Origin of the sequence: Vibrio sp. 10N.261.55.F4, from assembly GCF_041470465.1 — a bacterium.
In the GTDB taxonomy this organism is placed as follows: Bacteria; Pseudomonadota; Gammaproteobacteria; order Enterobacterales; family Vibrionaceae; genus Vibrio; species Vibrio crassostreae_C.
In genome coordinates, this window is sequence record NZ_JBFRMM010000001.1 from 13395 (window position 1) to 34472 (window position 21078).

The following is a 21078-nucleotide window of genomic DNA, read 5'->3' on the forward strand; positions in this document are numbered from 1 at the left end:
TGTGTATTAGGTAAGCTCAATAGGCACTAGAAAGCAGAAAGCCGCTGACTTTTAGTAAGCGGCTTTCTATTTTACTTGTCGAGATAATCATCATATCAGTGGCAAATGACCTGTTTTCACTAGGATGATCGTCTCTTCTTCCACATAAGGGAAATGCTCGCTCATGTGAGGGCTACGCATCCAAGTATGTTTCGGGTACACGCCATGTTCATCTTTAAAGGTGCCCGACAACACAAAGATCTCTTCTCCACCAAAGTGACGGTGCGGCTGAAAACGTTCGCCAATAGGCCACTTAACTAAAGCGACATGCTCGTGCTCAAACTCATGTAATGGCATGACTTGTAATCCGCCAATACCAGGTAGCCATTCCGTTTCGAGCGTATTGACTCGAACTTGCGTTAAGTCTCTCGCATCAAACTGATTAAGCTTAACTAAGATCGTGCAGCCCTCTTTACTCGATGGGGAATGCGCGCTGCCTGGCGGATTACGGATATAAGTGCCAGCGGGGAAATCGCCAGTTTTATCTGAGAACACACCATCTAATACGAAGATCTCTTCTCCTTTCGGATGTGGGTGTTCAGAGAATGAAGATTGAGGGTCGTATTTCACCACGCTGGTCGTGTGGCCCGATTCTTTCTCTTCTCTTTCTAGGGGCTTACGCCACACTCCTTTGGCAGGGCTTGCAACCCAATCTAGTTTATCGGTTTCGATAACCAATCTCTTTGAAAAGTCCATGTTGAGCATAATAACGACCTTACTCTAAATATTGTTTTAATTATTATTGTCTTGCTAATGTCTATTCTACGCGAATAACGAGCGAGGGGGAGACTTCGCTGTTAGTTGCTAATTGCTAACAAAGCATCCCCCATATTAAAAACTCGGCTCGATTAATTGCGGCCTGCGATCACACCACCATCAACATCCCAGATTGCACCCGTTACCCAATCGGCACTGTCAGACAGTAGGAAAGAGATACTGTTTGCGATGTCTTTCGGCTGACCCACTCGACCAATAGGGTGGAATGCGTTGAAGCCTTCTAGCGCTTGGTCCACTTCTTCTGGCTTAATGAATGATTCGTAGATCGGCGTTTTAACGACGGCTGGAGACACCGCATTCACGCGAATGTTGTGGTCTGCAAGCTCCATCGACATATGCTGTGTTAAAGCGTGTAGTCCTGCCTTTGCCATTGAATACGCAGAAGATGGCGTCGCTTTAATAGCTTGTTTCGCCCACATAGAGCCTACATTTACCACGTTTCCGCCACCGTTTTTGATCATCAACTTACTGACAGCTTGAGTGATAAAGAAAGTCGCTTTATTAAGCTGCATGTATTGCTCGTAATCCGACTCCTGATGCTCGATAAACGCTTTAGGGTTAAAGTAGCCAGCCGCATTAACAAGGTAACCAATACCCTCTTCAAGTGACTCTAGATGCGCAATAAGATTCGACACACTTGCATCATCATAAAGATTAGCTTGCCAGCCAGTAGCGTGGCCTAGTGATTGAAGTTCTGATACTGCTTTATCTAACTTAGTTGGGTTATTGCCGACAACCAGCACATGGATATTTTGAGCGACTAACTGCTTCGCTGTTTCAAAGCCCATACCACTTGTGCCACCGATTACGACTGCAATACCATTTTTAGTGAAGTTCATTTTGTTATCTCCTAAGTCATGTGAACGTGGTAATCTTAGGCTTTGAACTAACACTATGAATAGTAAGTACAAATCGGTTAGGTAGGTACTTATTGGTACATCTTTATGAAAAATCAGGAAAACTTTTTTTCAAGAAAATCAGCACCAGAGCGCTCAGCTCGCATGGTAGAAACCATCTATGGCTGTAAATGGTCGCTAACGGTTTACCAATTATTGGCAAATGGCATTAATCGCCCCGGTGAAATGGTGCGCTCAGTAGAAGGGCTATAGACCAAGGTATTGAATGAATGTTTGAAGCGAAATGTAGAATTTGGAATTTTAGACAAGCAAATGTTCAACGAACTACCACCAAGAGTTGAATACCAAGTGACGCCGTTCGGCGAAAAGTTCTTGTTGATTCTAGACCAGCTGGAAAACCTACAAAACGAAATCGACGAGATGTAAGTTTGAGCCAGTCCAACTATTGCCAAAAACAGCAGACAGAAAAAGGAAGGCAACAAGCAGCACTTAGCTCACTGGCATTTGCTCAAAGCGACCTTTTACAAAATCAATGAAGGTTCGAATTCGACTTGGTTGATAGCGGTCTCGATGGTAGATCGCTGAAAAGTCGACCTTAGGCACCACCCATTCTTCAAACACCTGCTCCAGTTGCCCATCATTGAGCTCTTGTAAGCAATAGATGGTTGGAACACGAATAATCCCATTTCCCGACTTAGCGCCCTGCACCAACACTCGCCCATTTTTACATTGCAGTCTGCCCGTCACATGCACATCGACTGTTTTCTTAGTATCGTCCAGTGCTTGAAAGCTCCACTTACGCACCGATCCCGTTAAGCAATCATGGCGGATCAGATCTTTAGGATGGCTTGGCTTCCCTTTGCGAGTGAAATACTCAGGGCTCGCGAGTGTTCCCATTTCAATATCCAATAGCTTTCTTGCGATAAAGCCCGCGTCTTCTAAGCTCCCCATACGAAAAGCGATATCAAAGGCGTCTTCAATCAAATCGACTCGGTTACTACTGAAATCAAGGCTGATGCTGATGTCTGGGTAGAGCTGCATAAACTCATTGACCAAATCCGCGATGATCACTTCACCCAAATAACCGCCAACACAGTTTACTTTTATGTCGCCACGTACTTCTTCGACATCATCCACAGCAGCAATCAGAGCTTGGTCTATATTATCTAAGGCTTGTTCACATCTCGCGTACAGATCTTGCCCAGCGTGAGTCAGCCTTAAGGTTCGAGTAGTGCGGATAAACAGAGTCACTCCCATTTGCTTTTCTAGGCTACTTACTTGGCGTGATACGTGGGAGCGCGACACATCAAGCTCCTCAGCCGCTTTGGTGAAATTACCTAAACGAGCGATCAGCACGAAGGAGCGAATATCAGACAGATTAATTTGATTGAGCATAGTCGCCAGCTTACTTATGAAGTTATGAGATAGACGCTTTTATTGTTGCACCACAGCAACAGTGTTTCAAGTAAAGTGCTATATATCAACAATTCTATTTTCCTTAATATACCTCCATCGCAACGAAGCAAGGCAACAAGCACTTGATTCGAATGCACTTAAACAATACGTCGTAGCCAACCGACGCAATAAAAGTACAGAGGAAATAAAATGAAAAAACTAATCGTAATTACAGGTGCAAGCTCTGGTATTGGTGAAGCAATCGCTCGTCGTCTAAGCGATGAAGGTCACCCTCTGCTACTTTTAGCTCGTCGTGTTGATCGCCTTGAAGCACTGAACCTACCAAACTCACTGTCAGTAAAAGTAGACGTAACAGACAAAGCGTCTTTTGATGCAGCAATCGCACAAGGTGAAGAGAAGTTTGGCCCTGTAGATGCACTTATCAACAATGCTGGTGCAATGCTTCTTGGTCAAATTGATACTCAAGACGCACAAGAGTGGAAGACAATGTTCGACGTGAACGTAATTGGTCTTCTAAACGGCATGCAATCTGTACTTGCTCCGATGATGGAACGCAACACGGGTACTATCATCAACATCAGCTCTATCGCGGGTAAGAAAACATTCCCAAGCCACGCAGCTTACTGTGGTACTAAATTCGCGGTACACGCTATTTCTGAGAACGTTCGTGAAGAAGTGGCGGCTTCAAATGTTCGTGTTACCACTATCGCACCGGGTGCTGTAGAGACTGAACTTCTGTCTCACACAACATCTCAAGAGATCAAAGACGGTTACGATTCTTGGAAAGAAGACATGGGCGGCGTATTGGCAGCTGACGACATTGCTCGCGCTGTATCATTCGCTTACCAACAACCACAGAACGTATGTATCCGTGAGATTGCTCTAGCACCAACTAAGCAACAGCCATAGGCCTTTGCTATCGCGACTAAATCAGCGATGAAATAAGCTATGAACTAAAAAAACGCCACGACTTAACAAGTCGTGGCGCTTTTGTTTTGATTCAATTTAATTGTTAGCAATAAGCGAGATTAGAACTCAACGCGGTAAACTGACGTGCTACCACTCACTTCATTGCCAACCGCAATAAAGTGGTTACCAGAACGAGTGAAATACTTAATTGACTCTGGACCTAGGTCACCCGCTTTCGAGTTGTAAGTATCGTTGTCGCAATCACCGTCTTCATCAACCTTAGTGCACACTGATTGTGTGAAGTCTCGGTTGTTCAAGTAGCTGATGAAACTTGCGTTCTTAGGCTGTGTTACGTCGTAAACCATGATGCCACCTTGGCGCTCAAGGCCGATAAAGGCATAGTGCTTACCGTTGATCTCAGCCACTTCGATAGCTTCAGGTTCTACCCCTTTATCATCGCTGCGATCGTCACCACTTTGGTTGTTATCATTGGTGCTGTTGAAGTTTGCAGGATCTTGTTCAAGAACGATTCGAGCGAAATCATCACCGCTATCAAACACTAACTCGCCAGACTCATCCCAAATAGAGAAAGAGCGGCTACCGAATGCTTGAACCTTTTGGTCAGCAGCAAGTGTTCCTTGTGGCTTAATCACCTTTAGTCGAGCCAGTTGCTTGTTATCTTTCAACGCTCCAGCCAATGGGTGGTTAGCGTCAACATCTAGCTTCTTGCCACGTACTTCATCAACATAAGCGATACAAAAGTCTTTCTCTGTGGTGTAGTTTTCGGTGCCTTTATAGTCATCGCCATCCCACTCAAAGCCTTTATCGTCACACATTTCTTGCGTGGTTTTGATGCCATACTCACGACCATCACCTTCATTCGCAGTCACAATATAGGTGTTGCCATCGACACTGTAGCTAGTGATGCTGTCTGGCATGTAAAGTCCTTCTAACATCGCGTAGTTTTGTAGGTTGCCGATATTTTTGTCTTTATTCGACGCATCCAATTGCGCGCTATCCCAAGGTTTGCCGCCTAAACCAAGAATCGCATCCACCTCTGCCGTTGCGACATCAATCGCTGCTAGTGCGTTGTTCTCTTGCAGGGCAACGTAGAGTTTGCCGTTGTCAGCAAACGTTAGGTATTCAGGCTCTAGGTCTTGAGCGACGGTCGCATCGGGAGCTGAAATTCGAACCTTATCGGTTAATTCCTGGTGACGAGGCTGACCTTGGTTAAATGCCTTGAAATTAATCTGAGTGACCTTCGCTTGCATCGGCCCATTCGCTAAATCCACCAGCGTTACTGAACCTTCAGGATCAATGCTGTAATCCGAATTCGGCTCACCTTCATTTGCTGACGCAATATAACGACCATCTTTAGAGAAGCTCACCATGTCTGGCAGAGCGCCAGCCGTATAAGTGGTGATCAGCTCTAATGTGTCTGAGCGATAAAGTGCAACGATGCCGTTTTGTTGTTTGTCGGCATTTTCAATCGCGACAGCAACTAACCCTTGATGAGTCGACACACTGTTCGCTGCACCAATATCAATACCAGAAGCTGCAGCCGCTGATTGAAGATCAATAGAGCCTTCAGAGCTTGGCGAGCTATCAGTATTCATCGATAGCACGTCAACTTTCTTTGCTTGAGCATTTACGACATACAATTTATCGGTACATGAATCGTAGCTGACGATTTCGGCTGCAGAAGTATCAAACGGAGCGTCAGCAATGGAACTGCCAACCAGAGTAAGCACGGTGACCTCAGCATCGCTTGCGATTGGCTGTTGGCTGGATTGGCACTGGAGGCTCAAAGCATCAAGTGAGGTTTGAGATAGCGTATTCGCCGTAGATGATGTTGACTGAGAACATCCAGCCAGAGCGGAACTCACTGCGATAGGTAGTAATAAAGTCAGCTTATTAAATTTACGATTCATATATCCTCCATAATTTGAATCGCGATCATAGAGGCCGCTTATGACAGTTATCTTTCCCTTTTGTTAACAATAGGTGACGACAATCGGTTTCTTTTACCCATAACAACAGAGGGTTAGAATGAGCATTTCATTAACAAGCACACAAAAAAAGGCGCACAAGCTGGCTGGTGCTTGAGCGCCTTAGTAAACTGAATCGTAGGTTAGAAGTTGTAACCACCACCGATCATGAATACCCATGGGTCGATATCAACGTCTGTTGAGTACTGAACACCACCCGCTTTGTATTTAGCTGTAGTGTCGATATCTGCGTACCAAACCGATGCGTTCAAGAACCAATCTTCATTGATCATGTAGTCCATACCGATGTTTGCAGCAAGACCCCAAGAGTCATCAAGAGACAAGTCGCTCAAACCAGCATCTTTGCCCGTACCATTAAGTTCTTCATCGAAAAATACGGTGTAGTTGATACCCGCGCCTACGTAAGGACGGAATTTGCTGTTTGCTTCACCGAAGTAGTACTGCACCATCAGCGTAGGTGGTAGGTGTTTTGTGTCAGCGATATCGCCTAGACCACCATGATTTGTAGAGATTGTATGAGAGAATGGCGTTGCTGCAAGAATTTCAAGACTGATGTTATCTGTAAACATATAGCCAAATGTCAAACCAAGTTGGGTGTTTGAATCCACACCAAATTTTGACCCCGATGTCTCCAGAACATCTCCACTGCTATCGTTAGGAGATACCATTGCTGCACCTGCACGGATGATGAAATCACCTTCTTTATGAGCAAGAACGTTGGTTGACATAAGAGCCGCAATAACCGCAATACCACATACTGTTTTTTTCATTATAATTTCCTTTTGGGGGCTTAATCTTTGTTGGTGAATGAGTAATCATTTCTTATTTTGCGTGCAAGGTATCATAGAATAACCCTACTTTATTGATGGAAATCAATTTGTGAAAAGTTGTGATTATTTATGTAAATTTATATCGACCCGATCACTTTATCTCTTCATTTTATTGACAGTTTTGTAATGCAACTTTTCCGTGCGTCATTTTGTTAATCCAATCCCTTCACTTTGCTCAGCTCTCTTTGGATCAAAATAGAGCAAGCCAATATCTCGCACGCATCATTTTGGTGCAGCTCTACAAGAATCAATCTTGCCGCGTATAATATTCAATGAGTTACATTTGGCTTAGTGCTTGCAAGTCTATGTTCATAATCATAAATACATTGAGGTTCTGATCATGCAAGACACTCTAACAATCGTTCTGGCCGGCGGTGTTGGCTCTCGGCTTTCCCCTCTCACTGATAACCGTGCAAAACCTGCGGTACCCTTTGGTGGCAAATATCGAATCATCGATTTCACTCTCGCGAACTGCTTACACTCTGGGCTACGCCAAATTTTAGTGCTGACTCAGTACAAGTCTCACTCTTTGCAAAAACATTTGAGAGATGGTTGGTCGGTGCTTAACCCCGAGCTCGGCGAATACATCACCAATGTTCCCCCACAAATGCGAACCGGTGATAGCTGGTACAGCGGTACTGCCGATGCAATTTATCAAAACTTGTATCTGCTTTCTCGCAGTGAAGCCAAGCATGTGGTGGTGTTATCCGGTGACCATATCTATCGCATGGATTACGCGCCAATGCTCAAGCAGCACAAAAAGAACGAGGCCGACCTAACCGTGGCGTGCATGGAGGTTTCGATTGACGAAGCTAAAGAGTTTGGTGTGATGGAGATAGACGAGTCTCTAGAGATCAATAACTTTACCGAGAAGCCACGTTACCCTGCATGTGTACCTGGTAGGCCGACTCGAAGCATGGCTTCAATGGGAATTTACATCTTTGATAAAGAAGTACTGACACAGGCATTATTGGCAGACGCAGAAGATCCAGACTCAAGCCACGATTTTGGTAAAGACATCATTCCGAAATTGGTGGGCAACAACAGTGTTTACGCATACAAGTTTGGGGATGAAGAAGGCCGAGTGACCCAAGATGCGTACTGGAGAGATGTTGGTACTATCGACTCTTATTACCAATCCAACATGGACCTGTTAAAGCCAGCTTCGCCTATCGATTTATATCAACCTGATTGGGCGATTCGTACTTACGAACCGCAGCTGCCACCCGCACGAACCATTGCTTCAGTTGAAGGTAATCAAGGAATATTCATCAACTCGATGATAGCGAATGGCGTTGTAATTGAAGGCGGCTCGGCGCAAAACTCAATCTTCTTCCCGAAAGTGAAAGTCAGCAATGCCGCGATTGTGATTGATAGTATTCTGTTTGAAGATGTTGAGATTGGAAAAAATTGCCACATACAAAACTGCATCATCGACAAGAACGTTAAGGTGCCTGACGGAACCCAGATCGGTCTTGATGGCCTTGCCGATGCGAAACGCTTCCACATATCAAAACAAGGCGTGATTGTGGTGCCCTCTTCTTACCAATTTGAAGAGTAACCTTTAACGTTGGAATAGCTTTTCTTTAAACGAAAAAAGGCAGCGAATTCGCTGCCTTCTTATTTACTCACACAGCTTCAGTTAAGCCTTAACTGTCCATGTATTCGATTAAACAGAAACCTTAGAAAGGCCCTAACTCAATCATTTGAGCAATCACAACTGAAATCAAAGCGCCTACCGACCAGAACAAGAACAGTGGTAAGAAGAAACGAACCCACTTGGTGTAAGGCACTTTTGCAATAGCCAATACCGCTAACAAGCCACCATTGGTTGGGTAAATATAGTTAGAAATGCCATCACCCAATTGAGAAGCCAGTGCAGCCACTTGGCGAGTCACTTCACCAATATCTGCCAATGGAATAATGATTGGCATGGTAATCACCGCTTGGCCACTGCCCGACGGAATGAACAGGTTGATCGCAGCCTGCGAGAAGTAGATCCCTGCTGCTGCCACAAGTTTAGAGCTACCAGAAATGATTTGTGCAAGATAGAAGATAATAGAATCAACAATCTTCGCGTCTTCCATAATGGTTAGCACTGAACGAGCAAAGAAGATGATCAGTACCGCAACCAATACATCGCTAACACCTTTGGTCCAGTACTCACAAATCTTGTTCGGAGATAAGCCCGCCACCAAACCCGGAATAATCGCCATCGCCACGAATGCACCCGCAATCTCGGTGAAGCCGAAACCCATCGTCAACGTGCCGAAGATCATGTATGCGAACACGCCCAAGAACGCGATGCCCGCAAGCTTTTCACGTGTGGTGAGTGTTTTCGCTTCAACGTTAGATTCGTAGTGGTAACCCGTACCGTGCAACAAACCTTTGGTCGGGTCTTGCTTAACTTTGCGCGCGTAGTTAAGTACATACCAAGCACCTGTTAGCAACATGAACATGCCAACAATAAAGCGATACCACATGCCTGAATACATAGGCAGTTCAGCGATAGTGTGTGCAATCCCCGTGAAGAATGGATTCGCCAACGCCGCAGCAAAACCCGCACAACTTGCCAGTAGCACAACACCTAACGCTGTGATCGCATCGTATCCAAGCTTGATACAGATCGGAATCATCAACGAGATAAAAATAACGTCTAGTTCACGCATACCGGTGAAGGTCACGTTAAAGAAGATCGCCGTCATGATCACTGGCGCGATGACATACAAGCCTTGCTTTTTAAGCTTAGTGGTAAGCGCGACGACCGAAGCGTCTAGCAGCCCCATGTGTTTGATGATACCGAAAGCACCACCAACAAACACCACAACACCCATCACGCCAGAAGCGGATTTGAAGCCTTTAAAAAATGATTCGAAAAAAGAGGCTAATGTTGTTGGGTTGCTCGCTAAGAGTGTATAGCTGTCTGGGTCGATCACAGTGCGGCCATTCATAACCACTCGTTCAAACTCGCCTGCAGGGATAAAATAGGTTGCGATTGCTGCACGATTACCATGATGACCAAAGAAAGAAATGGATGGTTTACTTCTTTCTCTGTCGAAGCTGTATTACCAGCTGGAGATGTAGGTACGGATGTAGATACCGTAGACATCATATAGACTCCTTACTTGTCAGCAACCAAGCAATACTTGGCGCAAGGGGGATTTTGGAAAAACGAAACCCTTCACGCAGAACATAGTTCACGCTAACTAGGCTGTTTCTAAAAGGCCTTTGATAGATGGTGCTCTCAAATGTACATAGTGAAGTAGTGAGAACTACTCTCTTTGCGTCCGAGCAAAATGCAGATGTTCGGCCAAGTCAGGCCAAACTGAATGAGGTCATTACAAGCAGATAAACAGAAAAAGTCTGTTTTGGTAATGCGTTTTTTATCAATTACAAAGACAAGCGGCGCATACTAGCACAACGAGTCATTAATTGTCAGAAAAGTGTGAGTTTCGTCATGCTTTGGTGAGCAAAAGAAAAGCGCCCACTAATAAGTAAGGCGCTTTTCTGCAATCGAATCGAGTTACTTAGGTGCTAATTCGTAGTTTTCTTGCATCTCATGAGGGGCAATCCCGTACTCATAATCCGCTAAGTAGCCATCCTTATAGACCTTCATTCCCTTCTCATCCCAGCTCACTTTGATCATCGCCGTGTTGCCATCTTCACAGCCTAACAGCTCCAGCATTTCTGCATCAATCTTAATGGCTTTGATGGTTTTAATACGCTTAAACGGCTTAAATTCAGTGGCCGAGAATACGATGGCCGAGCGATAACGCTTAAGCTTGAGTCCAATCGCAAAGATTCTCGATTGTTGCTCAAACTGCAACATATTGATCTAGGCTCAATTGATGAGTCTCGCATTTCAGAACTTGTGCGATTCAAAGTCGAAACGCCGGTTCGCTATGAAGGTGACATTAATTATTGGCGTCAGGGCGTCGAATTTCCTGTCGATCAACTGGCATCCAATAAAGAAGTCGATATTCGAGCACGCATTACCATACCCGAGTCTCAACTCACAGCAGGAGAGTTTCACTTCAATATGGAGTGGGCAGTTGAGTGTCTATAAATTAGTAACTTAAGCTGAGTTTTTAATCAAAGAAGAAAAAGTGAGTGAGCTGGAAAGAAAATCAATGGAGTGACAAGTTCGGAATTATAAAACCGATAAAGAGAGATTCACTGGGAATTCGCTGTAGGTTAGCGCAAATTATCAAGGATGGAGTTTTTTTGAACATGTCTTTAAAACACGAAACATAATATGCGATCAGTTCATCGGACTTTCAAGGGAGTAACAAGAGAATATTTGATAACACTGAAGTCAATCACACATGTGCTAATTCTCAGTTGGTTAATCTATGCGATGTTTGCTACGTTTAAATGACACAGTCATTGGAAAGGTATGATTTATGAAAATAAATGTTCAAACACATCATGTATCAATTAACGACGAGTCACGCAAAGACATCGAAGGTAAATTCGAGAAGATATCTAACCATTTCCCATCACTGATCAGTTGCGACATCATCATTACTAAAGAACACGGTCAACATCAGGTTGAAGTATTCACCAACTACGAAGGTGTACGAGTAACAGCAAAATCGACAGACGATGTTATGTACCCAGCTATCGCTGCAGCACTCAAGAAACTTGAAGCTGGCCTAAGTAACCGTAAGGGACAATTGAAAGCCGACCTACACGAGAAACCAACAAGCACGAAGCCAGAGATTGCTTCGGACATCATCCAAGAGATGAAATTGGTATAAATCGATAAGTAGTTAAAGCGAAATAACGAATAGACACTTATTAAGAATTTCAAAGCCAGCACATGTTGCTGGCTTTTTCGATCTTAAAGCCAAGCAAACCTTCCCTTCTTTACCGTCTCTCGAATTCAGCTCAACCCCACATCATTATTAACGCCCTTAAGTTCTTAGCAGCTATAACAATCACTTGTGGTATTTGATACAGTTATAAGCAGAAATTTAGACCACAACGGAATGTTTATTATGAAGAAAATCGCGTTGATACTTTTCCTTGCTACTCAATTAATGGCTTGTACCGAGGTTGGCAGTGAAGCTTGGTGTGCGGATATGAAAGAAAAGCCTAAAGGTGACTGGACGGCTAATGAAGCGGGCGATTTTGCTAAACACTGTATTTTCTAATCACGTTAGCTTCTAATTCTACATTGGGCTGAATTAATACGCTCTGTGTAAAACAATCCATGGAATAAGTGAGTTTTAATGGAACACCAACTAGACAACAACTGGAAGCACATCGAATGGGTATTAACCGACGTCGATGACACGCTCACTTGGCAAGGTTCACTCCCTCCAGAAACCCTGATTGTGTTACAAAAGCTGAGAGACAATGGAATCAAAGTGGTCGCTGTAACGGGAGCCTGTGCTGGTTGGTGTGACCATATTGCGCAGCTCTGGCCTGTCGATGCCGTGCTTGGAGAAAACGGTGCCTTCTTACTAGAGAAGCAAGATGATGCATTACAACTCTCATCTGAAACACCGCTAGAACAAGTGCGTAAGAACCAAGCTAAGCTAAAACAAGAAGTTGAAGCGATCTTGTTGAGTTACCCCGACCTATCGCTAACTTTGGATCAATCTTACCGCTTGTGTGAGGTCGCGATTGATATCGGCCAAAACCGTAAGCCTGTTGACCCTGAAACTGTTCAAGCGGTACTCGAAAGAATACACGCTTTAGGCGCACACGCGACGGCAAGTTCGATTCATATCAACGCTTGGTACGGCGAACACTCAAAGAAAAACGCCGTGCACCGTTTCCTGGCTAATAAAGGCTTATCGCTTGAGCAAATCCACAATCAAGCCTGCTATGTCGGCGATTCAATGAATGATCAGCAGATGTTCGAATCACTTCCACTTACCGTTGGCGTGGCAAACATTCAACATTATTGGGATAAGCTAGAGCATCATCCAAACAAGGTGATGTCGCAGCCGGGTGGCTATGGGTTTGCAGAATTTGTGGATGCGCTGCTGAGGCTTAAAAGTGAAGTAATTTAGATAATCGCTCAGACTTTGAAGCAAAAATCGCACAAGTTTTCACTCATACGATTTCATTTATGTCATGCCCATCGACTAACCCGAAGCTCAACGAACTTAGAGAATAATCATCCCATCGCGATAAGTCAGAGCAGGAGAAACGTCTTGGCCAAGTAAGACTGGGCCATCAAGGTCGACAATTTCAGATTGAACGGCGATAGGCAAAGCTGCACGCATCGCCAAAGAAGTTCCGAGCATACAACCAGACATCAACGTAAATCCTAGCCTTTGGGCTTCTTCTGCAAGAACCAATGCTTCAGTCAAACCGCCCGTTTTATCGAGTTTGATGTTGACCATTTCATACTTACCCAACAGCGATGAGAGCTGTGAAGTGGTATGACAGCTTTCATCAGCACACAGTGGGATCGGGTGATTGATGTGTGCCAGTGACGCATCGTGCTGCTGTGGAAGAGGTTGTTCGATCATCGCAATATCAAACTCTGTTAGTTGATTAAACAACTCTTCGAGATTCAGCCCCGTCCACGCTTCATTGGCATCCAGTACAATCTGAACATCTGCCGCAGCTTCTCGTACCGCGCGAACACGCTCTACCACTTGCTCTCCATCAAGCTTCACTTTTAAGAGTTTCGCTCCATTTGCGACATAGTCTCGAGCCTGAATCGCCATCGCTTCTGGCGTACCAATCGAGACGGTCATGGCTGTCACGATTTGATTCGGTAACTCAAACAGGCTATTTGGGAAGACCTGGTCATGTTGTTTGGCTTCAAGCTCCCAAAGCGCACAATCGACCGCATTTCGCGCTGCCCCTCCGGTCAATAAAGACTGAAGATGATCTCTTAGCTCTGCCGGATCGGTAACACCTCGCTCAAACATACCTTCAAGTGCGCTAGACGCTTGTTGGATTTGCGCTAACACAGACTCCGATGACTCGCCGTATCGTGGGTAAGGGGTGCACTCTCCCTGAGCTTGTTTGCCATCATGTTCAATGTAGACACGAACAACGTGACACTCGGTTCGGCTGCCACGAGAGATGCGAAAAGGCGTTTGCATCGCGATAATAATGGGTTCAGCTGTAATCTTCATAATTTCACTCGGTTGATGTTCACTTTAACAAATGGAAACGTAGAAATGATGAAGTCGTTAAAGTGAATGTCGCAAATGATCAGTAATGTGTTGTACACCAAAGCGCACTGGGTCCGTCACTGGCACTTGATAGAGTGTGGTCCATTCTTGGCACAATGTCTCAGCCTCTTCAATGCTAATCGCCGACGTGTTCAAGCAGATACCCACCAGCTTCGCGTCTGGATTAGTCAGTCGCGCCGCTTGCAAGTTGACTTCAATCGTCTGTTCTATGCTTGGTAATTTAGCATGAGGAAGGTTACGAATATGTGGTCGCCCAACTTCATGACACAGCACTAAGGCATCAGCTTGTGCGCCATGTAAAAGACCCAAACTCACGCCTGCAAACGAAGGGTTGAACAAAGAGCCTTGCCCTTCAATGATGTCCCAATCGTGGTCGGTAAAATCAGGGCTAATCGCTTCAACTGCGCCAGAAATAAAATCCGCAACCACCGCATCAATCGAAATACCGCTGCCTTCAATCAAAATACCTGTCTGCCCTGTCGCTTTAAACTGAGCGGATGTTCCCGCTTGTTTAAGCGACTTTTCAATCGCTAATGCCGAGAACATTTTGCCTACTGAGCAATCAGTTCCGACAGTAAGCAGGCGCTTACCTTGACGAAGCTTACCGTTACCAACATTAAGAACACCGTCAAAATGGCGTACATCATGAAGCTTAGTCAATCCTTGTTGCTGCATGTCAGCAAGCGGTGAAAATTCACTCAATCGTTGGTGCATGCCAGATGCAATCTCATATCCCATTTCTGCAGCGGCCATAATGGTTGACTGCCAAGAATCAGGAATAACACCACCCGGATTTGCGGTACCAATCACTAGCGTCTTCGCGCCCTGCGCTTGCGCCTCTTGCAGGGTCATATCCGTTAAGCCCAGTGAAACGGTATCGTCTGTTAAACGAAGCTGACCTAAGCAGATTTCTGGTCGCCATTGATGAATACCGCGAGCTGTTTTTGCAGCGAGTGGGTCAGTAACATCCCCAAGAAAAAGAAGGTAAGGTTGAGCGATCGACATGAGTATTCCTAATTAATAAGCCCTTGTATGGGTTTACTTTAATTAGGAATTAGATAGCTGCCGAATACCTATTTATGGCGAGCCTATAACCTTAAGTTATAGGGTGAGTATAGATCTTCAATGAAGCGATAAATTGCTTAACGGAAATTGACTGAGGGGTGTGCTCTGCGCAAAGCATCGATACCGAGAATTGAATATCTGGTTGAAGTGGCAACACACAAACCGCATCGTCATTTTGATACTGATCTGCCGTCCACGGGTCAACAATCGCAAATCCTGCTTGGTGCTTCACCAGTTCCGCCGCAGCGCTATACCCACGTACAGATATCGGGTGGTGATAATGCTCATCGCGTGCAATAAGGCTTTGATGTAACAGGAGGCCTAATGGATCGCGGCTATCGAGCCCGATGATTGGCAGCGGATAATTGATCAGATCATCGAGGGTTAATTCCAAGGGTAAATGATCAACCGTATTAGAAGGAGCCAAAACCTTGAGGGATTCGGTTAAGAGCGTTTCATTTAATATGGTAGGCGGTGCTTCGTCCCCAAACGCAATAGCAATATCAAGCTCATGCTTTAATAGCCCAGCGCACAGTTCATCACGGTTTGCTGTCAGCAACTCAAAAGAGAGATCTTGCTTACTGCCATTTTGCTCGCGAGACATTTGGGCGATTACCGGAGTCAGTAATTTAGTCGCTAAAATCGGCGGCGCACCAATGCGTAAATGCTGATGGCCTTGCTTCACTTTGTTGGTCAGAGATCGAAATTGCCCCAATTGCTGATACACCTTTTCCGCTTCTGGCAGTAAGGTTTTTGCCTCAACCGTTGGCACCAACCGCCCTTTAACTCGTTCGAATAAGCCAAACCCAAGTTGTTGCTCCGTGTGCGCCAAAATACGGGTCACGTTTGGTTGCGACACATGCAAGCTGCGCGCGGCTCCAGATACGGTTCCGGTCTGCATAATGGCGTAAAAGACTTCCAATTGTCTTAGGTTCACATTGATGTCCTTATGGTTCGCGAAACAAATCTAGGGTTTGGCTTTTCTTGTATTAGCTAAGCTGTTTATCGGTCTAGCTAGCGTTTTGCGTGAGTCTATTTTAGTAGCTCAGCTATCGTAGGTTGAAGTATCTCAGCCCAAGTTTGATAAGCCTTCGCATTCAAATGCAGATCATCACACGAGTACTTGTTCGACAACAGCTTATTAGGCGACAATACTGAATTCACATCTAAGAACGCAATGCCTTGCTGTGTACAGTACTCGCTTAGCTTGCTATTGAGCAGTTCAACCGACGGATTTAAACCTTGCAGTTTAGAGCCAACATAAAGCGTTGATTGCACCAATATGCGAATCTCATTTTCTTGCCACACCTTAAGCATATCAATGTAGTTCTGGTAGATATGGTCGACATCATAACCCTGAGCTAAATCGTTTATCCCTGCCATAAAACACACCAGCTTTGGCTTCACATTCAACGTGGTATCAATACGGCGCAACATGCCAGTTGTGGTGTCACCCGCTAAGCCACGGTTGACCATCGAAACATCGCGAAAGATATCCGCCCACGGGGCCCATTCGGTGATCGAATCACCAAACATGACTAGATCTGCACTTGGGGAAAAATGGCGATGGTTATCTGATGTCATGATATAACGACTCATACTGTGGCCTCGTTGCTGAATCTCAGACTGAAGAGCGACTGCCTTGAGGATCTCGCTATCTGGCGTGGCGCTATCAAATTGAGCTAGCAATCCTTCGATATGAGGCTTAAAAGGGCTAAGACGAGTACTCAGTTGATGATGTTCTTTAAGGGAAGATAACCTCTCTAGTAATGCATACAAAGAGCGGTTTTGACCAACTTCTTGGAATAACTGATAGAGATCGAGGACAGAGTGTTGCTGTAGCGCGGCAAGTAATTGCTTGTCTTCCATGGTGTTATCTAACCCTTCAATTATCTGATGATGAACTCAAGATAATATCCGATTGCGTACGGGATAGATAACACTAGAAGCAGAGAATTACTTTTCTTTGATTAGCAGATGGTTACGGTTATCACGGCTTTTCTTAATCAGCTCGTTGCTCTCGTCCATTTCATCTGACTTAGCAAGGCGATCATAAAGCAGCACGTTAACTGTCGCAGCCAAGTTCATGCAGCCTACTGTTGGTACATAAACAACATGATCTGCTCTGTCGGCGACATCTTGAGAAATAGAACCGTCTTCAGGGCCAAAGATATAGATGGCATTTTCTGGGTGTTTAAAACGCGGCAGTGGTGTTGCACCCTCAGCGAGTTCTACACAAACAATTTTCGTTTCTGAATCAAGGTTATCCAAAAACGACTCGACACCCGTTAGTGGGATAGTACGCGCAGCACTCTTGGTATCGGTATGAAATTTAGCGGCTTTTTCGTAGCGTTGCCCTGTGTATTTAACTTCGTCGACTTGGTAACAACCAGCCGCGCGCATAACAGCACCAACGTTTGTCGGGCTCTTTGGGTTAGTTAAACCAATAGTCACATGGCTTTTGTTCATGAATCTTTCTCACTTAACGAATAGACATAGCAGGGTGCTACAAAGCGTCGCATTCTACCAAAGCAGCGCCAAATTCAAAAGCATCGTAACAAACCGCTCTTTTTATCATTAAGCCCCTAGTTGCAAGGCTTCTAACATCAAAAATCTAACCGCCATCATGTTTATAAAACAAAAACATTTCTGGATAACAATTCAACAACAAGTCCATTTACATTTTAAAACCACATTAATAATGTGTTGAAAATTGCATGAGATAATCACACAGGAAGCGTGACATGACCCTAACCATCAAAAACCGCCTTTATATTCTCTCTTTCATTCCGTTGCTACTTATGGCAATCGGCATGATGAGCGTGACGTATATGAAGAGCACCGAGCTAACCGCACAGCAAGTTGAATCGACGCGTAGCAATATGATGGCGATGAAAGAAAAGGAACTCAAAGCGTATCTACAAATGGCCTATTCTTCGATCAGCCCGTTCTTGGAAAGAGGTGCAACATTAGAAGAAGCCTTACCAACATTAAGAACATTAGAATATGGCGAGTCTGGCTATATTTTTGGTTACGACTCCAAAGGTGTTCGAGTCGTTGTTGGGCAAAATAACGATGGTATTGGTAAAAACTACTACGACCTGCAAGACAAAAAAGGCAACTACCTGATTCGTGACTTGATCAAGAACTCAAAGCTTGGTGAGTTCACCACCTACTACTTTCCAAAACTTGGTCAATCAGAAGCTCTACCGAAACTGAGCTACTCGATATTCGTTCCCCAGTGGGACTTGATGCTAGGCACAGGTTTCTATACTGACGACATCGATGCGGTCATCGCAGAGATGAAAGAGAGCTCAAATGCCGCGTTACAAAGCTCATTAACAGCCATCGCGATTTTCTGTGGTTTGATTGCCCTAGTGGTCGCTGTGTTTGCAGTTGCCGTCAACCGCACTATCATGCAACCACTCGAGCAGTTTGACCGTTCAATCAGCGCATTCGCGAGTGGCGAAGCTGATTTAACCGCTCGAATGGAAACCTTCAAAGCACCCGAGTTCACAAAACTCAGCGAGAACTTCAACGCCTTCGTGGCAAGCCTGCAAACCATCATTCGCAGCGTAAGCGATGTCGGTCAGCAAGTCGTAGCCGAGACATCTAGCATGTCTTCTCGCGCTGCGCAGGTCGACGAGATTGCTACTGGGCAACGTGAAGAGACAGAACAAGTTGCAACAGCGATGACCGAGATGACCACAACGGCGCAAGAGATCTCGAGCAACGCTAGCCAAGCGGCGGATTCAGCGAAGCTTGCAGAAGGCAATGCCAAAGAAGCGCAACAGATCGTAAACGCAGCTGCAGATTCGGTGGCAGGCCTAGCGAGCGAAGTATCAGAAGCGAACACCGTGGTGTCTCGTTTAGAAGGCGATGTACAGAACATCTCTTCTTCATTGGCGGTGATTCAAGACATTGCCGAGCAAACTAACCTACTCGCGTTGAATGCCGCGATTGAAGCTGCACGTGCAGGCGAACAAGGGCGTGGGTTTGCTGTGGTTGCCGATGAGGTTCGTAAACTGGCAAGCCGTACTCAAGAAAGCACTGGCGACATTCACAAGATGATAGAGCAACTTAAAGCTGCCTCAGATGCTGCTGTGAAAGCAATGGATTCAAGTCAAAACCGAAGTGCGCAAACCGTGGAAGAAGCGAATGCCGCAGCCGAAGCACTGGCGAAGATCCAAGCGTCGATCGATACCATCATGGACATGAACTCGCTTATTGCTACAGCCACTGAACAGCAGAATATAGTCGGCCAAGAGATATCTCAACGCATCGTGGTAATTTCTGACCAAAGCTCACAATCGGCCGAACTCGCGAATCAAAACCGTACAGGTAGCCAAAACCTCAACAGTCGTGCAAATGAGCTGTATCACTTGGTAGATCGCTTCACCGTCTAATACATTTTCGGTTTAGTAAGCCGCAATCAAACGCGACTTAACCCTAAAACACGTCGGGCTTCAGAACCCCTATTCTGAAGCCCGTTTTTATCGGTGGAGGTTTTAAGCCATACACTAATCCAATTGCTCAGAAAGGAAGTCCACCAGCAGGCGAACCTTTGAAGATAAGTTGCGGTTCTGAGGATAAAGCGCCCAGATCCCTTCTTTGTCATCTCGATAATCGGACAGCACCTCAACCAACTCACCAGAATCAAGGTCTTCACTCACATAGTATTCAGGCAACTGCACCAAGCCAATGCTCTGCTTAGCTGCGTCTAACAAGGCTAAACCACTGTTGCACTTAATGCGTCCGTTAACACGAACTGAGCGAGGGCGTCTATTTTCTTTGAAACGCCAATGTTCAAATCCACCGACTAAACATTGGTGATTATTTAATTCTGATAATGTATGCGGCTCGCCATAACGTTCAATATATTCAGGGCTTGCACATACATAAAGTTGGCGTTGAGACAGCCTCTTTGCCACAAGGCTTGAGTCTTCCAAGCGGCCAAGACGAATCGCAACATCAACACCCGAATCGATAAGATCGAGCTTTTGATTGGTCAGCATCAGATCAAGCTCTACTTGCGGGTGAAGCTTTAAGAATTGATGCAGTATTGGGGCGAGTTGGCGCTCACCATAAGTCACAGGCGCGGTGACTTTCAGTAAGCCTTTGGGTGTTGATTGCATCTGCGTGACCGCAAGCTCAGCAATTTCTAAACCTTCGACCAACAACTTACATTGTTGGTAATAGAGTTGCCCAGCCTCTGTAAGAGACACCTTTCGAGTCGTTCGATTGAGCAGTTTCACTGCGAGTCGTTCTTCGAGGTTTGCTACTCTACGACTGATTTGAGCCACCGACGTAGCGAGCTTCTGCGCCGCACCAGTAAAGCTTTCACGCTCTGCCACTGCAACAAACTCACTTACCCCTTCCCAATTGGCCATGCCTTTACCTTATGCTGAACTTTGGTTACCCATACAGTGTATTGAAGTTAGATATCAGTGTCACCTTGCTTGATATGCGCTGTGCATTAATCTTCGGCACCTATAGTCATTCCCTTACAGAACCATATTTTTGTCCTAACATTAACCTCATCCCCTATTGCTAGGGTGAGAATCTCTAAAACACTGGTACAACAAAGTAAGGTATCCCTTTGAAGAAGTTAATCATACTTGCATCAACTCTTGTACTCAGCACCACTGCGTTTGCAGCAACTAAAACAACAATTCAAGAAACAACGCTAAAATCTGACACATATGCTAGTGAAGTCGAAGCATACGATGCAGGCACCAACCTTATGGATGAGTTACGCGCAAAAACACCTTTTGAGCTTTCAAGAGAACTGCCACAGTTCCAACAGACAACCAAATACGATTCGTTCAAGATTGATGATGTAAATATGGAAGTGAAAAAGATCACTAACATGAACGGCGACATTCATTACCAAGCGAACGTAAAAGTTGACTACCGTTACACATACAAAGACGGTCTTAGCAGCTAACACTGAGTGATTGATCAGGTCTAAAAACTGATCACCTAGTCAAAAGACTGATCACCTAGTCAA

General features: G+C 45.1%; 19 protein-coding genes and 3 pseudogenes. 9 read left to right on the plus strand and 13 right to left on the minus strand.

Going from position 1 to position 21078, the window contains the following annotated elements:
- Nucleotides 1-90: 90 nt before the first annotated feature.
- Entirely contained in the window at nt 91-744 is a 654-nt protein-coding gene (locus tag AB4249_RS00080; protein WP_372102115.1) for a cupin domain-containing protein, read from the minus strand.
- 143 nt (nt 745-887) lie between these two features.
- The gene (locus tag AB4249_RS00085; RefSeq protein ID WP_372102116.1) at nt 888-1655 is read right to left on the minus strand and encodes an SDR family NAD(P)-dependent oxidoreductase; all 768 of its coding nucleotides are present in this window, start codon (nt 1653-1655) and stop codon (nt 888-890) included.
- Nucleotides 1656-1760: 105 nt separating this feature from the next.
- Between AB4249_RS00085 and AB4249_RS00090 the strand changes: the two are divergent.
- Nucleotides 1761-2099, plus strand: a pseudogene (locus AB4249_RS00090) (winged helix-turn-helix transcriptional regulator).
- Between the two features lie 63 nt (nt 2100-2162).
- On the opposite strand, the gene AB4249_RS00095 reads toward AB4249_RS00090, so the two are convergent.
- Nucleotides 2163-3068 (minus strand): LysR substrate-binding domain-containing protein, encoded by a 906-nt coding sequence (locus AB4249_RS00095; RefSeq protein ID WP_372102117.1) that lies wholly within the window; start codon nt 3066-3068, stop codon nt 2163-2165.
- A 210-nt stretch (nt 3069-3278) separates the two neighbouring features.
- Here AB4249_RS00095 and AB4249_RS00100 point away from each other — a divergent pair, with 210 nt between their 5' ends.
- Nucleotides 3279-3998: an SDR family oxidoreductase gene (locus AB4249_RS00100; RefSeq protein ID WP_004733012.1), complete on the plus strand. Its 720-nt coding sequence runs from the start codon at nt 3279-3281 to the stop codon at nt 3996-3998.
- A 119-nt stretch (nt 3999-4117) separates the two neighbouring features.
- Here AB4249_RS00100 and AB4249_RS00105 read toward each other — a convergent pair whose 3' ends face one another.
- Nucleotides 4118-5929 (minus strand): choice-of-anchor I family protein, encoded by a 1812-nt coding sequence (locus tag AB4249_RS00105; RefSeq protein ID WP_372102118.1) that lies wholly within the window; start codon nt 5927-5929, stop codon nt 4118-4120.
- A gap of 200 nt (nt 5930-6129) precedes the next feature.
- Entirely contained in the window at nt 6130-6777 is a 648-nt protein-coding gene (gene ompW / locus AB4249_RS00110) for an outer membrane protein OmpW (protein WP_017064924.1), read from the minus strand.
- A 400-nt stretch (nt 6778-7177) separates the two neighbouring features.
- Between ompW and glgC the strand changes: the two genes are divergently transcribed.
- Nucleotides 7178-8398, plus strand: a complete 1221-nt coding sequence (gene glgC, locus AB4249_RS00115; protein WP_017069804.1) for a glucose-1-phosphate adenylyltransferase — start codon at nt 7178-7180, stop codon at nt 8396-8398.
- Between the two features lie 121 nt (nt 8399-8519).
- Here the strand turns inward: glgC and AB4249_RS00120 are convergent.
- Together AB4249_RS00120 and AB4249_RS00125 are read right to left on the minus strand one after the other, a co-directional pair.
- Nucleotides 8520-9949 (minus strand): annotated as a pseudogene (locus AB4249_RS00120) (YfcC family protein).
- Between the two features lie 411 nt (nt 9950-10360).
- A pseudogene (locus AB4249_RS00125) lies at nt 10361-10588 on the minus strand (hypothetical protein); the annotation flags it as partial.
- A 60-nt stretch (nt 10589-10648) separates the two neighbouring features.
- Between AB4249_RS00125 and AB4249_RS00130 the strand changes: the two are divergent.
- From AB4249_RS00130 to AB4249_RS00145, 4 genes are all read left to right on the plus strand, one after another.
- On the plus strand, nt 10649-10903 hold the full coding sequence (locus AB4249_RS00130) for a hypothetical protein (protein WP_017066890.1): 255 nt from the start codon (nt 10649-10651) through the stop codon (nt 10901-10903).
- A 337-nt stretch (nt 10904-11240) separates the two neighbouring features.
- Nucleotides 11241-11597, plus strand: a complete 357-nt coding sequence (gene hpf / locus AB4249_RS00135) for a ribosome hibernation-promoting factor, HPF/YfiA family (protein WP_017061680.1) — start codon at nt 11241-11243, stop codon at nt 11595-11597.
- A gap of 240 nt (nt 11598-11837) precedes the next feature.
- The gene (locus AB4249_RS00140) at nt 11838-11993 is read left to right on the plus strand and encodes a DUF3012 domain-containing protein (RefSeq protein WP_017061679.1); all 156 of its coding nucleotides are present in this window, start codon (nt 11838-11840) and stop codon (nt 11991-11993) included.
- 78 nt (nt 11994-12071) lie between these two features.
- Nucleotides 12072-12860, plus strand: coding sequence for an HAD-IIB family hydrolase (locus AB4249_RS00145; protein ID WP_017071377.1), 789 nt, complete (start codon nt 12072-12074; stop codon nt 12858-12860).
- 96 nt (nt 12861-12956) lie between these two features.
- Here AB4249_RS00145 and dgcA read toward each other — a convergent pair whose 3' ends face one another.
- The 5 genes from dgcA to AB4249_RS00170 form a co-directional block, all read right to left on the minus strand.
- Entirely contained in the window at nt 12957-13943 is a 987-nt protein-coding gene (gene dgcA / locus AB4249_RS00150) for an N-acetyl-D-Glu racemase DgcA (protein WP_372102119.1), read from the minus strand.
- A gap of 57 nt (nt 13944-14000) precedes the next feature.
- Nucleotides 14001-15008, minus strand: a complete 1008-nt coding sequence (gene dgcN / locus AB4249_RS00155; protein WP_372102120.1) for an N-acetyltransferase DgcN — start codon at nt 15006-15008, stop codon at nt 14001-14003.
- Between the two features lie 91 nt (nt 15009-15099).
- Nucleotides 15100-16005: a LysR family transcriptional regulator gene (locus AB4249_RS00160; protein ID WP_372102121.1), complete on the minus strand. Its 906-nt coding sequence runs from the start codon at nt 16003-16005 to the stop codon at nt 15100-15102.
- Nucleotides 16006-16100: 95 nt separating this feature from the next.
- The gene (locus tag AB4249_RS00165) at nt 16101-16937 is read right to left on the minus strand and encodes an SGNH/GDSL hydrolase family protein (protein WP_017061675.1); all 837 of its coding nucleotides are present in this window, start codon (nt 16935-16937) and stop codon (nt 16101-16103) included.
- 87 nt (nt 16938-17024) lie between these two features.
- Complete coding sequence (locus AB4249_RS00170) at nt 17025-17537, minus strand: RNA methyltransferase (protein ID WP_017111519.1); 513 nt, start codon at nt 17535-17537, stop codon at nt 17025-17027.
- A 275-nt stretch (nt 17538-17812) separates the two neighbouring features.
- On the opposite strand from AB4249_RS00170, the gene AB4249_RS00175 reads away from it, so the two are divergent.
- Nucleotides 17813-19474 carry a methyl-accepting chemotaxis protein gene (locus AB4249_RS00175; protein ID WP_372100901.1) on the plus strand — a complete coding sequence of 554 codons (1662 nt, stop codon included), beginning with the start codon at nt 17813-17815 and terminating at the stop codon, nt 19472-19474.
- 114 nt (nt 19475-19588) lie between these two features.
- Here AB4249_RS00175 and AB4249_RS00180 read toward each other — a convergent pair whose 3' ends face one another.
- Entirely contained in the window at nt 19589-20458 is an 870-nt protein-coding gene (locus AB4249_RS00180; RefSeq protein WP_229648210.1) for a LysR family transcriptional regulator, read from the minus strand.
- A 209-nt stretch (nt 20459-20667) separates the two neighbouring features.
- On the opposite strand from AB4249_RS00180, the gene AB4249_RS00185 reads away from it, so the two are divergent.
- Nucleotides 20668-21015, plus strand: a complete 348-nt coding sequence (locus tag AB4249_RS00185) for a DUF3316 domain-containing protein (protein ID WP_229648209.1) — start codon at nt 20668-20670, stop codon at nt 21013-21015.
- The last annotated feature ends 63 nt before the right edge of the window (nt 21016-21078 follow it).

What these genes read in the sequence shown, in the direction of transcription:
- AB4249_RS00080 (WP_372102115.1), bottom strand. Translation starts at nt 744, where the DNA reads ATGCTCAACATGGACTTTTCAAAGAGATTGGTTATCGAAACCGATAAA.
- AB4249_RS00085 (WP_372102116.1), bottom strand. Translation starts at nt 1,655, where the DNA reads ATGAACTTCACTAAAAATGGTATTGCAGTCGTAATCGGTGGCACAAGT.
- AB4249_RS00095 (WP_372102117.1), bottom strand. Translation starts at nt 3,068, where the DNA reads ATGCTCAATCAAATTAATCTGTCTGATATTCGCTCCTTCGTGCTGATC.
- AB4249_RS00100 (WP_004733012.1), top strand. Translation starts at nt 3,279, where the DNA reads ATGAAAAAACTAATCGTAATTACAGGTGCAAGCTCTGGTATTGGTGAA.
- AB4249_RS00105 (WP_372102118.1), bottom strand. Translation starts at nt 5,929, where the DNA reads ATGAATCGTAAATTTAATAAGCTGACTTTATTACTACCTATCGCAGTG.
- ompW (WP_017064924.1), bottom strand. Translation starts at nt 6,777, where the DNA reads ATGAAAAAAACAGTATGTGGTATTGCGGTTATTGCGGCTCTTATGTCA.
- glgC (WP_017069804.1), top strand. Translation starts at nt 7,178, where the DNA reads ATGCAAGACACTCTAACAATCGTTCTGGCCGGCGGTGTTGGCTCTCGG.
- hpf (WP_017061680.1), top strand. Translation starts at nt 11,241, where the DNA reads ATGAAAATAAATGTTCAAACACATCATGTATCAATTAACGACGAGTCA.
- AB4249_RS00140 (WP_017061679.1), top strand. Translation starts at nt 11,838, where the DNA reads ATGAAGAAAATCGCGTTGATACTTTTCCTTGCTACTCAATTAATGGCT.
- AB4249_RS00145 (WP_017071377.1), top strand. Translation starts at nt 12,072, where the DNA reads ATGGAACACCAACTAGACAACAACTGGAAGCACATCGAATGGGTATTA.
- dgcA (WP_372102119.1), bottom strand. Translation starts at nt 13,943, where the DNA reads ATGAAGATTACAGCTGAACCCATTATTATCGCGATGCAAACGCCTTTT.
- dgcN (WP_372102120.1), bottom strand. Translation starts at nt 15,008, where the DNA reads ATGTCGATCGCTCAACCTTACCTTCTTTTTCTTGGGGATGTTACTGAC.
- AB4249_RS00165 (WP_017061675.1), bottom strand. Translation starts at nt 16,937, where the DNA reads ATGGAAGACAAGCAATTACTTGCCGCGCTACAGCAACACTCTGTCCTC.
- AB4249_RS00170 (WP_017111519.1), bottom strand. Translation starts at nt 17,537, where the DNA reads ATGAACAAAAGCCATGTGACTATTGGTTTAACTAACCCAAAGAGCCCG.
- AB4249_RS00175 (WP_372100901.1), top strand. Translation starts at nt 17,813, where the DNA reads ATGACCCTAACCATCAAAAACCGCCTTTATATTCTCTCTTTCATTCCG.
- AB4249_RS00180 (WP_229648210.1), bottom strand. Translation starts at nt 20,458, where the DNA reads ATGGCCAATTGGGAAGGGGTAAGTGAGTTTGTTGCAGTGGCAGAGCGT.